Annotated in this window: 15 protein-coding genes, 4 pseudogenes and 1 other annotated feature; of the genes and pseudogenes, 8 read left to right on the top strand and 11 right to left on the bottom strand. The window is 55.7% G+C overall.

Annotated features, from left to right (window positions below; all coding sequences use genetic code 11):
• Nucleotides 1-228: 228 nt before the first annotated feature.
• On the top strand, nucleotides 229-1,179 hold the full coding sequence (locus SJY36_RS17390; protein WP_386176732.1) for a stealth family protein: 951 nt from the start codon (nucleotides 229-231) through the stop codon (nucleotides 1,177-1,179).
• Here SJY36_RS17390 and SJY36_RS17385 read toward each other — a convergent pair.
• Nucleotides 1,170-2,396, bottom strand: a complete 1,227-nt coding sequence (locus SJY36_RS17385) for a glycosyltransferase (RefSeq protein ID WP_386176731.1) — start codon at nucleotides 2,394-2,396, stop codon at nucleotides 1,170-1,172. The genes SJY36_RS17390 and SJY36_RS17385 overlap by 10 nt on opposite strands.
• 247 nt (nucleotides 2,397-2,643) lie before the next feature.
• Between SJY36_RS17385 and SJY36_RS17380 the strand changes: the two genes are divergently transcribed.
• The 3 genes from SJY36_RS17380 (at nucleotide 2,644) to SJY36_RS17370 (ending at nucleotide 6,552) form a co-directional block, all read left to right on the top strand.
• Nucleotides 2,644-4,365 (top strand): ABC transporter ATP-binding protein, encoded by a 1,722-nt coding sequence (locus tag SJY36_RS17380; protein WP_386176751.1) that lies wholly within the window; start codon nucleotides 2,644-2,646, stop codon nucleotides 4,363-4,365.
• A gap of 110 nt (nucleotides 4,366-4,475) precedes the next feature.
• A complete protein-coding gene (locus SJY36_RS17375; protein ID WP_386176730.1) occupies nucleotides 4,476-5,180 on the top strand; it encodes a hypothetical protein in 705 nt (234 codons plus the stop codon).
• A gap of 274 nt (nucleotides 5,181-5,454) precedes the next feature.
• The gene (locus SJY36_RS17370) at nucleotides 5,455-6,552 is read left to right on the top strand and encodes a hypothetical protein (protein WP_386176729.1); all 1,098 of its coding nucleotides are present in this window, start codon (nucleotides 5,455-5,457) and stop codon (nucleotides 6,550-6,552) included.
• Between the two features lie 168 nt (nucleotides 6,553-6,720).
• On the opposite strand, the pseudogene SJY36_RS17365 reads toward SJY36_RS17370, so the two are convergent.
• Nucleotides 6,721-6,921 (bottom strand): annotated as a pseudogene (locus tag SJY36_RS17365) (integrase core domain-containing protein); the annotation flags it as partial.
• Between the two features lie 158 nt (nucleotides 6,922-7,079).
• Here SJY36_RS17365 and istA point away from each other — a divergent pair.
• From istA to SJY36_RS17350, 3 genes are all read left to right on the top strand, one after another.
• Nucleotides 7,080-8,579, top strand: a complete 1,500-nt coding sequence (istA, locus tag SJY36_RS17360) for an IS21 family transposase (RefSeq protein WP_286699790.1) — start codon at nucleotides 7,080-7,082, stop codon at nucleotides 8,577-8,579.
• Nucleotides 8,576-9,364, top strand: a complete 789-nt coding sequence (gene istB, locus SJY36_RS17355) for an IS21-like element helper ATPase IstB (RefSeq protein ID WP_386176728.1) — start codon at nucleotides 8,576-8,578, stop codon at nucleotides 9,362-9,364. The genes istA and istB overlap by 4 nt, the downstream gene beginning before the upstream one ends.
• Before the next feature lie 15 nt (nucleotides 9,365-9,379).
• A protein-coding gene (locus SJY36_RS17350) for an IS3 family transposase (RefSeq protein ID WP_386172136.1) occupies nucleotides 9,380-10,614 on the top strand; the annotation gives its coding sequence in 2 pieces (ribosomal slippage) (nucleotides 9,380-9,674 and nucleotides 9,674-10,614; 1,236 coding nt in all).
• Nucleotides 9,667-9,783: a sequence feature (AL1L pseudoknot), on the top strand. (Overlaps the previous gene by 117 nt.)
• A gap of 503 nt (nucleotides 10,615-11,117) precedes the next feature.
• Here SJY36_RS17350 and SJY36_RS17345 read toward each other — a convergent pair.
• Nucleotides 11,118-11,672, bottom strand: a pseudogene (locus tag SJY36_RS17345) (3-oxoacid CoA-transferase subunit B); the annotation flags it as partial.
• Nucleotides 11,672-12,208: pseudogene (locus SJY36_RS17340) on the bottom strand (CoA transferase subunit A); the annotation flags it as partial. The pseudogenes SJY36_RS17345 and SJY36_RS17340, both read right to left, overlap by 1 nt.
• 17 nt (nucleotides 12,209-12,225) lie before the next feature.
• Between SJY36_RS17340 and SJY36_RS17335 the strand changes: the two are divergent.
• A complete protein-coding gene (locus SJY36_RS17335; protein WP_386176727.1) occupies nucleotides 12,226-12,675 on the top strand; it encodes a MarR family winged helix-turn-helix transcriptional regulator in 450 nt (149 codons plus the stop codon).
• Here the strand turns inward: SJY36_RS17335 and SJY36_RS17330 are convergent, their stop codons facing one another.
• The 7 genes and pseudogenes from SJY36_RS17330 to SJY36_RS17300 form a co-directional block, all read right to left on the bottom strand.
• Nucleotides 12,676-13,278, bottom strand: a complete 603-nt coding sequence (locus SJY36_RS17330; RefSeq protein WP_386176726.1) for a plasmid pRiA4b ORF-3 family protein — start codon at nucleotides 13,276-13,278, stop codon at nucleotides 12,676-12,678.
• Nucleotides 13,275-14,908 (bottom strand): annotated as a pseudogene (locus tag SJY36_RS17325) (IS66 family transposase). Before SJY36_RS17325 ends, SJY36_RS17330 begins: the two are co-directional and overlap by 4 nt.
• A 59-nt stretch (nucleotides 14,909-14,967) precedes the next feature.
• Nucleotides 14,968-15,318 (bottom strand): IS66 family insertion sequence element accessory protein TnpB, encoded by a 351-nt coding sequence (tnpB, locus tag SJY36_RS17320; protein WP_386176725.1) that lies wholly within the window; start codon nucleotides 15,316-15,318, stop codon nucleotides 14,968-14,970.
• Nucleotides 15,315-15,707 (bottom strand): transposase, encoded by a 393-nt coding sequence (locus tag SJY36_RS17315; protein WP_386176724.1) that lies wholly within the window; start codon nucleotides 15,705-15,707, stop codon nucleotides 15,315-15,317. Before SJY36_RS17315 ends, tnpB begins: the two co-directional genes overlap by 4 nt.
• Nucleotides 15,708-16,323: 616 nt before the next feature.
• Nucleotides 16,324-16,956, bottom strand: coding sequence for a 3-oxoacid CoA-transferase subunit B (locus tag SJY36_RS17310; RefSeq protein WP_386176723.1), 633 nt, complete (start codon nucleotides 16,954-16,956; stop codon nucleotides 16,324-16,326).
• Nucleotides 16,956-17,684: a CoA transferase subunit A gene (locus SJY36_RS17305; protein WP_386176722.1), complete on the bottom strand. Its 729-nt coding sequence runs from the start codon at nucleotides 17,682-17,684 to the stop codon at nucleotides 16,956-16,958. Before SJY36_RS17305 ends, SJY36_RS17310 begins: the two co-directional genes overlap by 1 nt.
• Nucleotides 17,671-19,851, bottom strand: a complete 2,181-nt coding sequence (locus SJY36_RS17300; RefSeq protein WP_386176721.1) for a TRAP transporter permease — start codon at nucleotides 19,849-19,851, stop codon at nucleotides 17,671-17,673. The genes SJY36_RS17305 and SJY36_RS17300 overlap by 14 nt, the downstream gene beginning before the upstream one ends.
• Nucleotides 19,852-19,854: the final 3 nt, after the last annotated feature.

Raw genomic sequence — 19,854 nt, 5'->3', positions numbered from 1 at the left:
TTAATACACGGTGCGCGATTGCAAGAACCGGCGCGTTTGTCGCGACATCCACCGATGGTGTTACCTCTCTGCCGCGACCCGCTACCGCCTTACATCACGGCACCGACGCTTGCGCCCATGTCCACTGTTACTTCACGCTCGAGAACACGGCTGACGCATTGATCGCCATATACCAAAAGCTGTTGCGAGAGGTCCCCAACCCATGCCGAATTCGACACATCGGAGACGATGCGCATTCAACTCGGCAAGGTCGTTTCGATGATTGACGCGGTTATCACTTGGGTTGACGGGGCAGATCCAGCACATCGGGCCCGACGCGACCGCTTTGCCGATGGTTCAGTTCACGCGGATGCCAAGTCGCAGACCCGTTTTTTCAGTTCGGGCGAAGTTCGTTTCGCCGTGTTGTCCCTTTTGCATTTTTGCCCGTTCGTCCGTCATATTCATGTTGTCACCGACGAGCAGTATCCGGACATTCTAAGGTCGGTTTTAGAGGATCAGGAAAAGGTTCGGATCGTAGATCATCGTGATGTTTTTGGCGAACACGCGGACTTGCTGCCGGTTTTTTCGTCCCGCTCGATCGAGACGATGATCCACCGAATTCCCGGACTGGCCGAGCATTTTCTGTACCTGAACGACGACATTTTCGTCGGACGACCGATGCGACCGGAGGACTACTTTGATGGCGACGTTCCGATTTTGCGTGCAGCGTTGCGCCGCTTTCCCAATCCTATGTTGCAGTGGCTGAAATCGAGGTTGCGCCGCGATCGACCGGGTTACGCTGCCGCGCAGCGGGACGCGGCGCGGCTGACGGGGCGGACCGACACCTACCTGCTGGCAGAGCACCAGCCCCATCCAATGCGGCGATCAACACTGGCGACATATTATGCTGGAGATCCGGCACCGATACGGGCGCAGGCGGGTCATCGCTTTCGATCTGCGGCGCAAGTATCGCCGATCGGGTTGTCAAACCATCTTGAGATGGCAGCTGGCGCACGGATGGAGCCGCCGCACGATGTTGGCTATGTTCGACCCGGGCGGCCGACCGGTGCATCTCTTGTCGAAATGATGGACCGCTTGAATGACAACGCTTTCGCGTCCTTCTGCGTCCAAAGCTTTGATCAAATGTCAGACACGGACCGTGCCGTCATACTGGAAGGGCTAAAGCAACGCTACGGTTGAGCCATAATTCCAGCGCGCCAAGCTTTTTGGCTTGATTCGAGGCTCGGCTGCGCCACGTTCGTCCCTTCGCGCAGACGGCGCACTAGGCTGGGGGCGCAATAGAGTGACGCGGCTAAATCACGGCATGCCGTAACATGTGCCAAACGCCCTTTGTCATCAGAGGCCAATCTCTCGATCACGCCACGCACCTCTTCGGGGCCACAGTAAAACGCCAGATCGCCGAACGTCGCCTTGAAACGGGGGGGCAAAATAACCGGCAGACCAGAGAGGATAGCCTCTACGATGGTACGCCCGAAGGCCTCGTGTCTTTCGGCTGAGGGAAAATTCACAAATACATCTAAAGTTGCCAAATAATCCTGTACGCCGGCCAGCCCGAACGGCAACACATCCCATTCGTTGGGTATTTTACCAAGAATTTTGCCTACAGTATCTGCGCCACCGAGAATACTGACCCGGAGCACCGGATCGTCTGCCGGATAGACAGCTAGCAAGTCTTCGGGATCTTCGAGCCACTTTCCAAAATGGTCTCGGGCGTGTCGACCAATGATGATCGGCTCTTGCATTGTCGTGCGCGGAGCGAAGTCGAAGGCGTCTTCATCCAGTACAGGAGGCCAGTCACGCGTCGATAATGTGTCGGGTGCATCCGTGCCTTCGCTGTCGCGCGCCGATTCAGCTCTGATGATCGGGCCTGTTGGGCAGACCTCCTTGCGCCGCCAAGGCAATGAATCGACGCGGCGATGCAGGTCTGGCCAGGAAAAAATAGGGCGCCCATCTTCGTTCCAAGCGGAATTGTTGACGACAAAGATCGCATGCTCAGGTTTGATCTTCGATGCCAGTTTTTGGAAAGCGCTAGACATGGTCATTCTTGGCCCGCGCACAATCAAAGATTTGCATTTAATCGAGTCAATGTCGGTGCTGGATGCGACATATTCTTGGACCGGCAAAAAACGCTCGGCAATCCAACGCCATTTCCATCGAGATCTACGCATACTGCAATGTACAATCAGTACTTTCAAACCTGCCGCCTTCAATGCCTGCAGTTCGGTAATGGTTGTGGCAGCATTGCCTCCTGGAAACGCGCAGTTCGTCACAATACAGACGTCCACGTCAATTGTGCCGCCTGGATGCATGTCCGTTGCCAGCGTCAACCCGGAGGGTGGAGGCGCAGTGAAACGAATGGCGTAGTTCCAAAATTTTTCCGCGCGATGCTTTTTCATGACAAAATTCTGCCTTAGGAAAACCGCATCGCTTTGATGCTAGATTGAGTTGCCACCATATCTGTCTCTTTTGTCAAAAAAAATGGATTGGGAGTTTTTTTGTAGCAACCCCCTTTGTCCGCTGCAACAGCTAGATATTTAGCCTGAAACGGACTAGATTAACCGTCAGACCAATAATATCATTCATTGAGGCGACCTTCATTTGGCAAAGTCAAAGCGATTAAATCCTGTTTATGGAAATGGCGAGATGTTTGGCCGCTTGTGGCGGTCATACCTACGCAAGCATACGGTGCCCATCGTCTTGGCTTCTGTCTTGATGGTGATAGAAGGCAGCACTCTGGGCGTATTGTCATGGATGCTCAAACCGACCTTTGATCTGGTGTTTGTCGGAGGACAGGCGGATGCTATCTGGTGGGTCGGCTTGGGTATTTTCGGGTTGTTCGTGTTGCGCGCGACGACCGGGGTGGCGCAAAAGTTCATCATGGCAAAGGTGTCGAACAAAACTAGCGCTGAGATGCAGACCGATTTGCTCAAACACGTGCTTACGTTGGATAATTCGTTCTTTCAGGCCACCTCGCCAGGTGTTTTGATCTCGCGCATATCGTCCGACACTCGTGCTACGCAAAACATCTGGTCCGCTTTGATCACTGGTGCCGGACGAGACGCCATATCGCTGTTATCACTCTTCACTGTTGCACTCATGGTTGATCCGATCTGGACGATGGTCGCCCTCATCGGCACGCCATTGTTGATCTTACCGAACCTGATGCTGCAACGTTACCTCCGAAAGAAAAGCGCGTCGCTGCGCGATATAGCTGCTGCGCGTGTTACTAGGCTGGATGAGATTTTCCACGGAGTCACGTCGGTTAAGCTCAATGCGCTGGAGGCGTATCAGCATCGACGATACGCCTCGCTGACCAGTGCTTTCGTTAAAGCTCAGGTCAAGATGACCGGAACATCCGGCATGATGCCCGGCGTCATCGACATCGCCACGGGCTTGGGTTTTTTCTGCGTCATAGTGTACGGGGGAAGCGAAATCATTGCCGGCGAAAAGACCGTTGGCGATTTCATGTCTTTTTTCGCCGCTATGACTTTGGCTTTTCAGCCGTTGCGGCGGTTGGGCTCGCTGACCGGTACCTGGCAAATTGCCGCCGCCAGCCTCGAGCGTGTGTTTCAGCTCTTTGATTTGCGCCCCTCTATCAGTGGGAATTCGTCTCCAGTGGTAAAGCCCGACTTGCAGGACACGACAATTCGTTTTGAGAATGTCGATCTTTCCTACGGTGATGCTGAAGTTCTTCGTGGTCTCACTTTTTCAGCTGAGGCTGGGAAAATGACGGCTTTGGTCGGTGCCTCCGGTGCGGGAAAGAGCTCTATCTTTAACCTGCTGACCCGGCTTGTCGAGGTAGATTCCGGCCGCATAACGATAGGCGATCAAGACATATCCAAGATGGACCTTCCTGACCTGAGGTCCTTGTTTTCGGTTGTCAGCCAAGATTTGCTATTGTTTGATGAAACCATCCGGGAAAACATCTTGGTAGGTCGGAAAGATGTTCCAGAGGATGTCTTGCGCGAGGCGATTGAAGCGGCGCATGCGTCTGAATTCATTGATGCAATGCCAGTTGGTTTGGAAACGCCAGCAGGGCCGCGTGGATCGAACTTGTCAGGGGGGCAACGACAGCGCATCGCGATCGCGCGCGCCTTGCTGCGCGACGCGCCAATTCTGTTGCTAGACGAGGCCACGTCAGCCCTAGATGCCGCGCTCGAAGCTCAGGTACAGGATGCAATCGAGACGTTATCCAAAGGACGCACGGTGCTGGTAATCGCTCACCATATGTCAGTGGTTGCGCGCGCTGACCAGATCATCGTTTTAAATCAGGGGCAGACAGAAGATCAAGGCACAGAAGCAGAACTTCTTGTTCGCGGTGGCTTGTTTGCGAATTTACACGCATTGCAACTTCGCCAGAAATGATGCTTCGCTGGATAGTTGATAAATTAGATTGTTGCTTCGAGAAATCTTGTGTTTGAAGTCGTAGAGAAGTGTACTCAAAATGAGAGAAAATCGTGAATAGCAATCACTGGATGGACACCTTGCGCACTTACGATCAAGATATCTTGCCTTTCCCAAAGGTTCGAATCATCGAACGCGTTAAGCTTAGATATTCTAAAATTTCATTTGGGGCTTTGAAATATACTGACTTTGAGGGTGTTTCCAGCAAGGTTCAATCAGGTGCATGGGCTTTCTATCTTCCAGAACAAAGATTGAAATTATTGCATGCCCGTCAAGGAAAACAAACCTGCCTTCATAAAGTCGCCAAGAGGTTCGTTCAACCGACTGCGGCCGAAGCGACGGATAATATGCAAGCGCGTGAGAGTGGCTCTAAGATAGGTAACTACTTTGTGCAGGACTGGGAAAGAGCTTTAGATAAATCAGTGTCGCGTCGGGTGGCCGAAACTTGGATTGCAGCACGTCGACTAGCAAGTGCAGGGCTTGGCCCTCAAGTATCGGAGATCGTGGTTGTCAAAAAGTTATACGCGCCATACGCGCGACGAGTCGCGTCTGTGACAGCAGGGTTTGTCCAGGAGAACGCATTGGAATTGCCCCCTGGTCCGAACGCGGATGAAGCCGCAATGATCGTTGCAGGCGTAAAGCCAGATCAGATCAAATCCTGCATTCGCCAACCCATCAACGGCTATGTCGTCGATCTAAACTCCGTTGTGGGGGTAGAGCCATTAGATGCGGAAACCGAGATTACGGCATTGGCTGCCCACATTGAAAGCAGTTAGATTGGCCAAGAGAGGAACATTCATAAATATGGTTTTTACACCATATTCAAGAACTCAATTGGACCAGTATGTTGGTAGACTACACAGGTTTGCTTACGCGCATTAGAATATTTGTTATTTCTATGTGTATCACAGGAGGTCAGTTCGTGAGGCTGATGCGCGCTTGAGATACACCTCGCGACATCCGCAGACCTGAAACATTTTAAATCCTGCCTAGAGTCTACTTGCATTGCAGCTATAATCGTTTTGAAACGAGCGAAGGCGGAGATAACATATGCGGGTAACGGTTAAGCAGTCAGGGAACATCGTTGAAGTGTCCGGTTATGGGGATCCGATCATTTTTCAAGTGGAGGGGATAGATCTCGACCCTCTCACGGACCACACATTTGCCGCGTGGTTGATGCTGCCTTGGGCGATGAAAACCGGTGAAACGATTGAGATCGACGGCCCCGTGGACGCGTTGGCAATTGAAAATATCCGGCATTTTTCCAAGGCGTGGGAATTATGGGAGCCTCACAAATTCTCTCCCGTCGATGTCGCTTCAGCATCAAAGGTGGTACCCGCCGAAAAGTTTGGAAATCTCGTCTTTTATTCGGGGGGGCTGGATTCCACGGATATGCTCTTGGAATTGGGTCGACAGGCGCAAGCGACCACTGCTTTGACGGTGCAAGGATTTGATTACTCAAGCACCAGATCGGAGCAATTTGCGCGGCTGAAGGATCAGGTGGCTCCCCTTCTCGATGAATTGAATTACAAACATGCAACATTGGCTATTTCTCGAGTTTCCGGCGGCTATTATTCATGGTCGCTCCAACTTGCGGCGGCCGGATTTCTGTTTGCCGGACAGTTCGAAAAGGCACTCTTCGCAACCGATTCAAATTGGGAGCAGGATATGTCCCTCTTTCCGTGGGGTTCAAACCACGTGACAAACCGCTACCTCAAGGGGAACAATTTCTATCTTACAGGTCTAAGTGATCATAGAACAAGGACGATGAAGGCTAAAAGCGTGGCCCAGCATGATACCGCGATCCATGCCGCTTCATTTTGCAAAAATCGGGAGGTTCGGCCAAAAAATTGTGGCGTGTGCTCCAAATGCCTCCGCACTAAAGCGATGTTTCTCGTTTTTGGAGAAACTCCAGACATCTTCATTGACGGAAGCTTCGACGCTTCATTTCTCAGATCTATCGATTTGGATGACCGAAAAGAAATTCCCCTGATCATGGATCTTTGTCAGATCGCACGGGAAGAGGGAAAGCTTGACCAGATACCTGAGCTACGGGAGCTGCTTGAAGATCTCAAAAGACCAACAACCCAATACTCGCACCGGCTCGCAAAGATGAAGAAAGCTTTAAGGAAAATCTTATTAAGCTAAGGCGAATGATCGCCGCGTCTCGTAGATGTCAAACTATGGGACTGTTGCGTTAGTTTTGGCAATAGCATTGGTGTCGGTCGGTACCTCAACTAGGCGACATTACCGAATAGGCCATTGATGAACTCGGTCTCGCCTTTGACACTGACCTGCCCCCCGAGGCTCCCTCATTCATAGTGAGAGTTTGCGGGTTTGGATTTCGTATTCTTCATCGTCATTTTGGGCAAGCGCGTCGTGTGCGGTGCCCTCAAATTGCTCACGCGCACGGCGCGCTTCAGCAGGTGCTTGGTTTCCGAGTGATGAGTGCGGTCTGACGTTGTTGTAATCGTATCGCCAGAGATCCAGCTTGCGGCGAGCATCATCGTAAGCGTTTCCTGCCGCCCACCTTCCGTCTGTCATGGTGATGGGTTCATTGGACCCTGTTTGTAAAACGCGGAGCAATATTGGGCCACGGAAGCGGCTGCGTTTTGCAGTTGTAGCGGAGTAAAAGTCCGCCAGTTTGTGCCCTTCGTTTATGCGGAGGGCGGGAGATGTATTCTGTGGATATTTATAGCCGCGTGCGCCGCGCGTGTTTGAAGGACGGCATGTCAGCGCGGGAGGCCGCGCGTTACTTCAATAAAGATCGTAAGACGATTGCCAAGATGCTGCGCCATGAGCTGCCGCCCGGCTATCAGCGTTCAGAACCGCCACGCCGCCCGACGCTTGATGGGTTTGTTGGTGTGATCGATGAGATCCTTCGCACTGACAAAGCCTTGATCAAAAAGCAGCGACACACAGCAAAGCGCATATTCGAGCGTTTGCGCGACGAACATGGATATGCGGGCAGCTTAACGACGGTGACCTATTACGTTCGTGAGCAAAAGCGGCGGACCAAAGAGGTGTTTGTGCCGTTGTCGCATCTTCCGGGCCATGCGCAGGTAGATTTTGGCGAGACGCTGGGTGTGATTGGCGGCGTGGAATGCAAGATCCACTTCTTTGTGATGAGCTTGCCCCATTCGGATGCGGTGTTTGTGAAGGGATATCCCGCCGAGACAACCGAGGCGTTCTGTGACGGCCACGTGTCAGCCTTTGCGTTTTTTGGCGGCATCCCGCAGTCCATTCTTTACGACAACACGAAGATCGCAGTCGCCCGCATTCTGGGGGACAAAACCCGCGTCCGGACCCAGCGGTTCACAGAGTTGCAATCGCATTACCTGTTTGATGACAAGTTTGGGCGGCCTGCGCGAGGCAACGATAAAGGCAATGTTGAGGGGATGGTTGGCTACACCCGCCGCAACTTCATGGTGCCCGCGCCACGCTTTGACAGCTTTGATGATCTCAATGCGCACCTTGAAGCGAAGTGCCTGGCCCGACAGGGCGAGACACTTCGTGGCCACGACAAAACCATCGGCGAGCGCTTGATATCTGATTTGGATGCGCTGATGGGATTGCCCGTTGCGGAGTATGAAGCCTGCGATCACGTCAGCACACGGGCCACATCGATCTCGATGGTGCGCTACAAAGGCAATGATTACTCGGTACCGGTGGCCTATGCACACCATGACGTTCATGTGCGTGGCTTTGTACACGAGGTACTGATCGGTTGCGGCAATGAGGTGATCGCACGGCACCAGCGGTCTTACGCATCCGCGGATATGATCTTTGATCCGCTGCACTTCTTGCCGCTGATTGAGCAGAAGGTTGGGGCCTTGGATCAGGCAGCGCCTTTGCAGGGTTGGGAACTGCCGGACGTCTTCGCGACCCTGCACCGCCTGCTCGAAGCCCGCATGGGCAAACCGGGCAAGCGGGAATACGTTCAGGTCCTGCGTCTGTTGGAAACATTCGACATGGATGTTGTACAGGGCGCAATCAGTCATGCCATTGATCTGGGTGCAATTGGCTATGACGCTGTAAAGCATCTCGTGCTGTGCCGGGTTGAGAAACGACCGCCGAGGTTGGATTTAGAGTTCTATCCGTATCTGCCCAAGGCCAATGTCGCCATGACGCGGCCATCCAGCTACATGAGTTTGATCGGAGGGACAGCAGCATGACTGACGCGCCTCAAATCCTTCTGCACCACCATCTCAAAAAGCTGCGACTGCCAACGTTCCAAGGCGAGTATGCCAAACAAGCGCAGCTTTGTGCGGCCGAGAACAAAGACCATGTGCACTACCTGGCACGGCTGTGTGAGATGGAACTGATTGATCGCGAGCGCCGGATGATTGAGCGGCGCATCAAAGCGGCAAAGTTCCCCAGTACCAAGAGCTTGGATAGCTTTGACTTCAAGATCATACCCAGCTTGAACAAGCCGCTGACGATGGAGCTGGCACGCTGTGATTACGTTGATCGCAAGGAAAACATCATCGCCCTTGGACCGTCAGGCACGGGCAAGACGCACATCGCTTTGGGACTTGGATTGGCTGCATGTCAACGCGGGTTGAAAGTACGCTTCACAACGGCGGCAGCCTTGGTTCATGATCTGATCGAAGCCCAAGATGAGCGGCGATTGCAGCGTCTTCAAAAACAACTGACCAGCCAGAACCTCTTGATCATTGATGAGTTGGGCTTTGTGCCCCTCAGCAAATCCGGCGCAGAATTGCTCTTTGAGGTCATATCGCAATGCTACGAACGCGGATCCGTCATCATAACCTCAAATCTGCCTTTTGATGAATGGACCGAGGTCTTTGGATCAGAACGCCTGACTGGCGCGTTGCTGGATCGTTTGACCCATCACGTCCACATCCTCGAGATGAATGGCGAAAGCTACCGGCTCAAACACAGTCGCAAAAACCGACAATATGAATCGCCCCGAGTTTGTCGGAGACCATCAACTTAAGTAAGGATGATGGTTATGACAAAAAGCAAAATGGCAAATCGCTACTCGCCAGAGGTCCGCGCTCGCGCGGTCCGAATGGTGTTCGAGCATCAAGGCTCCTACGAAACGCAGGCGGGCGCGATCGCGGCCATTGCACCCAAGATCGGCTGTATTCCCCAAACCTTGAGCGGATGGGTCAAGCAGGCTGAGAAGGACAGCGGCATGCGCGACGGAGTGACAACCGAAGAGCGTGATCGCATCAAGACGCTGGAACGGGAAAACCGTGAGCTGCGCCAAGCGAATGAAATTCTCCGCAAGGCATCAGCTTATTTTGCGCAGGCGGAACTCGACCGCCCACTCAAGCGATGATCGGCTTCATTGATGATCAAAGGGCTGTTTACGGTGTCGAGTCAATCTGCAGGGTGTTGCCGATTGCGCCGTCAACTTATTACCATCGTCTGGCATGCCTCGCTGATCCGGCCAAAGCTTCTGCCCGGTATCAGCGGGATACAGAGCTGCGCCCGGAGATCAAACGTGTCTGGGATGAGAATTATCAGGTCTACGGGGTGCGCAAGGCCTGGCATCAGTTGAAACGTGAGGGCTTTGAGGTTGCAAGATGCACGGTGCAACGGTTGATGAAACAGATTGGCATCCGTGGGGCTGTGCGGGGCAAGGTGGTCAAAACAACCGTGCCTGACACGTCAGCGCCTTGTCCGCGTGACAAGGTGAACCGCGTGTTCCGAGCACCAGCTCCGAACCTTCTCTGGGTCAGCGATTTTACGTATGTGTCGACGTGGCAGGGCTTTGTCTATGTGGCCTTCGTCATCGATACGTTTGCTGATCGCATCGTCGGATGGCGGGTCTCACGATCCGCCAAAACGGACTTTGTTCTCGATGCTTTGGAGCAGGCCCTGCATGACCGACGGCCGGTCCAGAAAAGTGGATTGGTTCACCATTCGGATCGCGGCGGTCAATATTTGTCCATTCGTTACACCGAGCGTTTGGCTGAGGCTGGCATCGAACCGTCGGTAGGCAGCGTCGGGGATTCCTATGATAACGCCCTCGCTGAGACAATTAACGGTCTCTACAAAACAGAGCTGGTCCATCGCCAAGGACCGTGGCGCAACATGCAGGATCTGGAACTGGCCACCCTCGGCTGGGTCGATTGGTTCAACAACCGGCGTCTACTTGGTCCCATCGGAAACATCCCGCCAGCAGAGGCTGAACAGAACTTCTATGCACAGCACGACGTGCTCGATATGGTCGCGTGAAATGAAGCTATAGGTCTCCGGTAAATCCGGGGCGATTCAATAATCCACCCACAATCAAAGACAGGAAAATGCTGGCCCAAGGGCCAGCATGCGCTTTGGCCCGCTTCAGCTTTGTGAAGAGCACGCGCGCCAAAGCGCAAAACAACATCAAACGCAGTGGCCCCTTTTTATGCCGCGACCTGGCCCACTTTTACTCTGCGATTGACAGTCAAAGCGACTGCGACCGAGGGGAGGAGCTTCTTGATTGGATGGCGCATGCTGAGAAACCTCCGTGACAGGAGTTCAGCATACATACGATAATATACTATCGCAACACTAAGTATAAAAACGCATAATGAAGTTTATGTTAAAGATCCACCCATTCAAGAGTAGATTGAAGTTAAAGAGCACTATCATCGAACTGGAACAGCTAGTTTAATTTTCAGATTATAGCCAAAACTCCAAATTAGGTCCATCCATTGGCGAGCGGGCGCGCGCCCCTATTCGAAGAGACGGCGCGGTCACTTCAGACCACCTTCCACGACATCAAGAACGCCCATGTTGGTGATGATGCGGTCGACGACACCTTTACCAGTAAGCGGCAAGGTGCATGTCTTCAAAAGCTTGCTTTCCCCGTGTTTGTTGGTGTGATCCATCACGACGATCACACGGCCGACACCTGCAACAAGATCCATCGCGCCGCCCATGCCTTTGACCAGTTTATCGTGGATCATCCAGGTGGCCAGATCTCCGTTTTCGGCCACCTCCATCGCGCCAAGGATCGCTGCGGCGATTTTACCGCCACGGATCATGCCAAAGCTGGTCGCGCTGTCGAAATATGAAGTGCGGTTTAGCTCGGTGATCGTTTGTTTGCCTGCGTTGATCAGGTCGGCGTCTTCTTCGCCTTCAATCGGGAATGGTCCCATCCCCAACATCCCGTTTTCAGATTGCAGAGTGATGTCCATATCGCCGACATAGTTGGCCACCAGCGTGGGGATGCCGATGCCAAGATTGACGTACATCCCGTCTTGCAGTTCCTGTGCGGCCCGTTCGGCCATTTGGTTGCGGTCCCAAGCCATTATGCAGTCTCCCTTTTGCGCACGGTGCGCTGTTCGATGCGTTTTTCATGTGTGCCTTGAATAAGGCGATGCACATAGATGCCGGGCAAGTGAATCGTGTCAGAGTCCAGCGTCCCGCGCGGCACGATTTCCTCGACTTCTGCGACGCAAACCTTGCCGCACATGGCAGCGGGTGGGTTGAAGTTGCGCGCCGTCTTGCGAAAAATCAGGTTGCCTGTGTCGTCGGCTTTCCAGGCTTTGATGATCGACAAATCCGCAAAGATACCCTCTTCGAGAATGTAGTCCTCGCCATCGAAGGATTCGACCTCTTTTCCTTCGGCAATGACTGTACCGACGCCTGTCTTTGTGAAAAAACCGGGGATGCCGCAGCCCCCTGCGCGCCTGCGTTCGGCCAGCGTACCTTGGGGGTTGAATTCGATTTCAAGCTCGCCTGCCAGATACTGACGCATGAATTCTTCGTTTTCACCCACATAGGACGACATCATTTTCTTAATCTGTCGCGTATCTAGCAGTTTGCCCAAGCCAAACCCGTCCACGAATTGAGATATATAATATGGCAGGTCATCTTATCCGACGGCTAAATCAAATTTCGACGTCGGTTTTCCAGGACCGGATGAAGTCAAACGGACTGGACATAACATCCGTTCAGTTTGCCGCACTAAACGCCATAAAGTCTCACCCCGGCATTGATCAGGTGAGGCTTGCGGGGCTCATTGCCTATGATCGGGCAACGATTGGTGGCGTCGTCGACCGGCTCGAAAGCAAAGGGTTGCTGGAACGTGTTGTTAGCAAACGGGACCGCCGGGCACGTGAGCTATCACTCACGCCAATTGGTGCAAAAGCTCTCAAGGATCTGACCCCCATTGTTCAAGACCTTCATCCAAAAATTCGAGCTGGGCTTTCAGATGCGGAGGCGTTGGAGTTTTTGAGGCTAGCAGCAATAATTGCAAAGGAAGGGAACGAGCGTAAGCATTCGGCGAAGGCCGTAGGCGCGCGGTATTGATCAGAGGTGTTTGGGTACGGCTTTTAGTTTACGCGGCTTCGGGGCCCATTTTTTGGCAAGACGCTCGAAGTTACCGAGGATGCGGCCGATCTCTGCCTCATCCGGGTCGAACTGTCCCCCATACCATTCCAGCATCTGGCCGTGTTCTTCGTGCTTGGGGTCGGCCATGGCTTCGAGGAAGTCAGCGTAGCCGGGGAAGCCCCCCACATCTTCCGGAGGGCAAGCACCGATGGCCCTGACAAGGCGTGGATAGGCGGCGGCCGCGATGGCATCATCGATTTTCTCGATCTTGATCACGTGGTGCCAGTTGTCGCCAAAGTCATAGATGTAATGGATGGTCTTGGTTCCCACATCTTCGATCACGTCAAACAGGCTGGTTTTGCTGGCGGGCATCGGGCCATCGTAAAAACCATCTGGATCTGGCACGCCCCAGCCGCTGCCATCGGCCCTGAACTCATAGAGGTGACTGTCGGTCCATCCCATGGCAGCTTGGATCACATCATGCAGGCGGTTCAGCTTGATCTTGAGGGGCACATCAAAGCGCCGAAGCACCTGAGGCTCGACATCGGACAATGTGACCTTGAGGCGCGCGACCAATGTCATGCAGCAATCCTCTTCAATTCCATGGCGGCCTTCCAATTCCAGGGCAACAGTTCTGGTAGGCGTGACACAGGCATATCGGGTAGCCGCGCCAAGACGTCTGCCATCCATGACTGCGGGTCGATGTCGTTCATCTTTGCCGTGACGATGAGGGTATACATGAAGGCTGCCCTATCGTCACCGCGTTCAGACCCTGCAAAAAGCCATGACTTTCTACCCAATGCGATCCCTCTGAGCGCGCGTTCGGCGGCATTGTTCGTTAGGCAAAGGCACCCGTCATCAAGGAATGCGGTGAAGGCCTCCCAGCGGCCTGTCCCCTCGAGCATGTAGTTGATCGCCTTGGCAACAGGGTTGTGCTTTGACATCCGGGCCCGCACGGCCAGCATCCAATCATGCAGATCATTGACCATCGGCGCTACCCACTGCTGCCGGGCTTCATGACGCCCTGCATTTGACAGGCCGGTGATCTCACGCTCGACAGCAAAGATCGCATCGATCCGCGTCACAGCGTCCAGCGCGACGGGCGAGATCTCTTGCGCTACCTTTTTGCCCTTGCGGGCTATGGCCTTGATGTCGGCCAGTTCAAAGAACTTGCGCCTTGCATGGCTCCAACACAGCGCACTACGGACCGGGCCTGGACTACGATCTGCGAGATACAGATCATTGTAGCCGCCATACACGTCCGACTGAAGAATACCGTGCCATTCGGCCAGATGCCGTGTTGGGTGTTCTTTCCGGCGATCTGTTGAGAAGTGGAAGAGTGCGGCAGGTGGCGCACCCCCATCCCACGGTCGATCATCGCGCACATAGGTCCACAGTCGCGCCGTCCTTGTGCCGCCACGCGCCAGAAGCGGCACGGTGGTATCGTCACCGTGCAAGCGGCCAGCACATGGCGCGCGATCAACGCATGAATGGGAGTCAGCGCCACACAGGCATGACCGATCAGATCAGCCAAGGTGGACAGACTTAGCTCAATCCCCTCACGTGCAATGCGCTCGGATTGCCTGTTCAACGGTTGGTGTTGTCCATACTTGTCGAAGGCGATCATCGCGATCAGTTGCGGCCCTGCCCAACCGCGTGGAATGGCGTGGAACGGGGCCGGCGGTTGGCTGATCTTCTCGCAAGCTCGGCAAGTGAACTTCTCGCGGACCGTCTGGATCACCTTCCACTGGCGTGGGATGACCTCCAGTGTCTCCGTAATATCCTCGCCCATTTTGACGACGCGGTCTGAACCACAGTAGGTGCAGCTGGTCGGGGCCTCTACCACGTGACGCTCGCGCGGTAGATGGTCGGGAAAGGGTTTGCGCACGGGCTTGCGTCGCGTGAAGGCACGCACGGTACTGGTCTTGTCCGCAGCCTGTTCAGCCGCCAGCGCATCTTCCGTTGCGGCCGCTTCCAATTCCTCAAGCTGCAATTCCAACTGATCAATCAGCCGCGCGCGACGCTCGGAGGAGATGCCGTATTTGTCGCGCCGCAGCTTGGCGATCTCCAGCTTCAATTCTTGGATTATTGCGTCCGTGCAGGAGGCCAGGGCGCGGGCCTGCGCCAATTCGGCTTCCGCAGCCTGCGCACGGGCAGTCTGCGCGGCAAGTGCAGCGCTTAATCTGGCAATTTTGGAAGCGGCGTGTGACATGGCAAATATTTACCACAAAAGACGTTAATCACCAATAAAAACAGCCGCTTCAGCACAAATTATCCAGCCGCTTTGGGCCTTTGCGTCCAGCGTGGATTGCGCCAATCGATCCCCTCAAGAAGATAGCCCAACTGCGCCGCAGATATCACAACAGCTGCCCCGTCTTGGCTCACCGGCCAGATGAACTTCCCCGCCTCAAGACGCTTCAAATATAACGACATGCCCACCCCATCATGCCAGAGCAGCTTCACCAAGTCACCCTTGCGGCCTCGAAAGCAAAAGATCTCGCCCGCATGCGGATCACGCCCAAGCCCCTGTTGCACTGTCAGCGCCAAAGTATTCATGCCTCGGCGCATATCCGTCACACCACCTGCAATCCACACCTTCGTTCCAGCCGGAAACGCGATCATGACCGCACCATCAAGCCATTGAGCAGATGCGCAGCAGCTTCCATGTCAAAACCTGACGGGATCGTCACGCGACACCGAGGGCCAAGGTCGATCGTCAATACTGGCGCTGGCGGCGCTGGAACATCATCAGGGCCAGAACCGTCTTCGACCTGAAGAACGCGTAAAAATTGCGGGCCAGCCCCAAGCAGCCCATTCTTGTGCCTATATCGCCAATCGTAAAGCTGAGACCGCGAAACATCATGGCGTCGTGCTACCTCAGCCAATGTCACGCCGTCGCCAAAGCTTTCCTCAACGATACGGATCTTTTCGTCATCTGACCAACGGCGGCGACGGCCAGTATCAGAGACCGACAAAACTTGAATGCGGGGGGTGTCTTCGTGTGCGCCCATAAGGACACTCGATAAACGATCTCACAGCCCACCAGCCAGACGGCCCTCGGCGGAGGTTTACGAACGAGCTTAGCCGGGCTCCATTGAAGAGCGCAAGACATCCTGACGATTTCTGCTGATCTAGTATCTGTCACGGTTGGATGCCGCCCGTTTGTTAGCAGTATCAACAACAAAAGAGAGTGGCTGTGGGATCGAAGTGCGCGACTTCAGGAAAACGCACCTGCCCCCGTTAGCAACTGTATCTCTCAAGCGTGTTGATTGGTCCATTTCTGCCGACTTTTGCAAAGGGCGTTCGCGATTGTGACGAGTTTTTTCGTAATTTTGTTGCGATAGTCCCAATGTAGAAATAGACCGCGTACAAGATCACAGATTTTGGGTAATGCGCGCCTTTTAAACTGATCAATGTCTCGATCCTGATATTGGACCTGGTAAGCGCACCCACTGAACCGTGGCTTGAAAGAGCGCAACTGTTTTCTGAAAGTTTGCGACACTACCTCTGCCAGAAGGTCTGTGGACACCGACGGAGATTTGGCATGACAGAGCGTGGCGATCCGGGGTGCGTGAGCCAACCGCTGCGCGAAATGCGGCCCAAGCGAACGGCTGCCTATGTCGATGGTCAGGGAATGAAAATCTCGGGCTCGGTCCTTGAAATGACGTCGTTCGCGGAAACGCCAGGTGCGAGTTCGACAAGCTCAAGGCGGTCGTCCGAAACATCCAGAATGCAGAGATTTGTGATGATGCGGGACACGACCGCCTGTCCGGTCAGTGGCAGGGAACATCTGATCCGGATCTTCGGCGTGCCTTCCCGGGTCTGATGATCCATCACGGCGACGATGCGCCTGGCGCCAGCCACCAAATCCATGGCCCCTCCGATTCCACGCACCATCCTGCCTGGAACCTTCCAGTTCGCGATATCGCCGTTTTGCGCCACCTCAAGCGCGCCAAGGACTGCAAGGTCGATCTTGCCCGCGCGGATCATGCCAAAGCTTGTCGCGCTGTCAAAGAAGACGCTGGTCGGCAACGCTGTAATCGTCTGCTTGCCCGCGTTGATCAGATCGGCATCCTCGTCTCCGGGCGTCGGGAAAGGACCCATGCCCAGCATCCCGTTCTCTGAGTGCAGGATTACGCGACAGCCCGGTGGAACGTGGTTCGCGGCCAACGTCGGAATGCCGATGCCGAGGTTGACATACATCCCGTCGCAAAATTCACGCGCGACCTGCGCCGCCATCTGATCCCGTGTCCAGCCCATCAACCCGCGCCTCCGGCCAGGGTCAGCCGCTCGATCGGCTTGGCATGGACGCCGGTGACAATGCGCTGCACGTAGATCCCCGGCAGATGCACATGATCGGGGTCGATCCCGCCGGGCGCCACGATCTCTTCGACCTCGGCGATGCAGACGCGCCCGCAGCCCGCCGCGAGGGGGTTGAAGTTCCGCGCGGTCTTGCGAAACATCAGGTTGCCTTCGGGATCAGCCCGCCACGCCTTAACGATCGCCAGATCCGCGGTGATCGCCTGTTCAAGGATGCACAGGCGGCCGCCGAATTCCGCCCGCGGCTTGCCGTCGGCAATCTCGGTCCCGGCGCCGGTTGGCGTATAAAACGCGGGTATCCCGGCCCCGCCGGCGCGCATCCGTTCGGCCAGTGTTCCTTGCGGCACGAATTCGACCTCCAGCTCGCTCGCCAGATACTGCCGCATGAATTCGGCATTGCCGCCGATGTAAGAGCTGATCATCTTCCTCACCTGCCGGTTGCCGATCAATCTTCCGATGCCGAAATCGTCCAGCCCGCCATTGTTCGAGGCAAAGGTGATGTTGCGTGTCCCGGCCGCGCGGATCGCTTCGATCAATAGCTCCGGCAGCCCGCACAATCCGAACCCGCCCGCCGCAATCGTCATGCCGTCGAACAGCAGCCCTTCGACTGCCTGCCCCGCCGAGCCATAGATCTTTGGCCCGGTCACCTCCGCGCTACCGCTCTGCATCGGGCACCATCTTTGCTTCAGACGCCGCCCGGCGCTGCCAGACGGCGACCAGCACCGCCGCGCCCAGCCCAAGGATGTCCGAGCTCCATCCGCCATATATCATCGCCAGACCTGCGGCAAAGATGATCACCCTATGCGGGATCGTCAGCAGTGCCGTCAACCATCCCTGCACCGCTGACGCCAGCAGGATCACGCCGATCAGGGCCGTTACGCTCACATGCACGATGTCGACCCAGCTTCCCTGCATCAGCAGCCCGGGCGCGTAGTAGATCATGAACGGCACCACAAAGGCGGCGATTCCGATGCGGAAGCTTTCGAACGACGTGGTCATCGGGTCGGATCGCGCGATCGCCGCGCCGGCATAGGCCGCCAACGCCACCGGCGGCGTGATTGCCGACATCACCGCATAGTAGAAGATAAAGAAATGCGCGACCATCGGGTCGATCCCGACCCGGATCAGCCCCGGCGCCATGACCGACGCAGCCACGGCATAAGCAGCGGTGGTAGGCATTCCCATCCCGAGGATGACACAGACGCACATGGTGAAAACCAGCGCCAGCAACTGATTAGTCTGCGCTATGCCCAAAAGCATCGACGCAAACCGCGACCCGATCCCCGTCAGAGAGATGACGCCGACGATGATTCCGGCGGCGGCGCAGACCGCAACCAGTTGCAAGGACATCCTTGCGGCGATTTCCAGAGCAAAAAGGATCTGTCGCGGCCCCATCCGCTGCGGCGTCAGCCAACTGACCACGACCGACGCGACCATGGCATAAGTCCCCGCCCGGATCACCGAATATCCCGCGAACAGCGCGCCGATCAGGATCACCACCGGGATGAACAGAAAGGCGCGCCGGACCAATGTGTTCAGCTCGGGCAATTCGCTGCGCGGCAGGCCACGCATGCCCAGCCTGAGCGCCGCGAAATCCACCATCGCATAGATCGAAACGAAATACAGCGCGGCAGGGATCAGCGCCGCGATGGCGATCTCGGTGTAGGGAATGCCGGTGATCTCGGCCATGATAAAGGCGCCGGCACCCATGATCGGCGGCATGATCTGCCCGCCGGAACTTGCCGCGGCCTCGACCGCCGCCGCGGTTTGCGGACGGTAGCCGACCCGCTTCATCATCGGAATGGTCAGCGACCCGGTGGCAACGACATTCCCGGCCGATGTGCCGTTGATCATCCCCATCAGCCCGGACCCGAAGATCGCGACCTTTGCCGGACCGCCGCGGGCGCCGCCCGCCGCCGCAAAGGCCAGACTGACGAAATATTCTCCGACGCGGCTGGCCTGAAGGAACGCCGCAAAGGTGATGAACAGGATCAGGTAGGTCGACGAAATCGCGGTGGTCGGACCCAGGATGCCATTGTCGGTATAGAGAAAGGCAAAGAACCGGGCCGGCGCATACCCGCCGTGATACAACTCGCCCGGCAGCCACGGGCCGACAAAGGCATAGAGGATGAAGACGGTCACGATGATGACCAGGGCCATCCCCGCGAGCCGCCGCGTCATTTCGAGGATCAGAAGGATTCCGGCGACCGCGGCCCACATGTCGTTCGGATGGGGAAAGACCTGGGCACGGACACGCAGGAATTCAGCATGCGCAATGATGTAGGTGCCCACAGTGATCGCGGCCAGCGCCAGCACCGCATCGGCCAGACACAGACGGTTGCGCCCCCCGGGACCGCACAGCCAGGAGGCCAGAATGGCGGCGCTCGTGCCAAAGATGAGCGGGTATCCGAATGTCGCGACCATCTTGCCCGCAGGGGCGCCGGTCACGATCAGATCGTTTTGCAGGATCGCCCGTGTGATCGACGCGGCCGCAAAGGCCACGGCCAGGCCGGACAGCGCGGCCAGCACGCCCCCGAACATGGACAGGCGCGGGTCCGAAACGCGCCCGGTGTCCATCGCCCGCGTCGCAAACACGATGTAGCCAAGCGCCAGACCGCCGCTGACATGGACAAGCCGGTAGACCCATGTTTCCAGCGGATAGAAGTTCATCACAAAGATATGGAAGGCCGTGTAAAGAATGCAGGCCGTCGCGACCAGCACCCCCGCGGATCCGCGATAGGTGCGCTGGTTGGCAGCAACGATCTCGTCGTCGACGGCCTGTCTCAGGTCGGCGTCGTGCTGTTCGGGCGCTGGCGCCCCTGCGATGTCCGTCATCGA

The sequence above is a fragment of the Sulfitobacter sp. R86518 genome (assembly GCF_042466275.1).
GTDB lineage: Bacteria > Pseudomonadota > Alphaproteobacteria > Rhodobacterales > Rhodobacteraceae > Sulfitobacter > Sulfitobacter pontiacus.
Note: the sequence above shows the minus strand (reverse complement) of the source record. Positions and strands in the feature narration are given on the sequence as shown.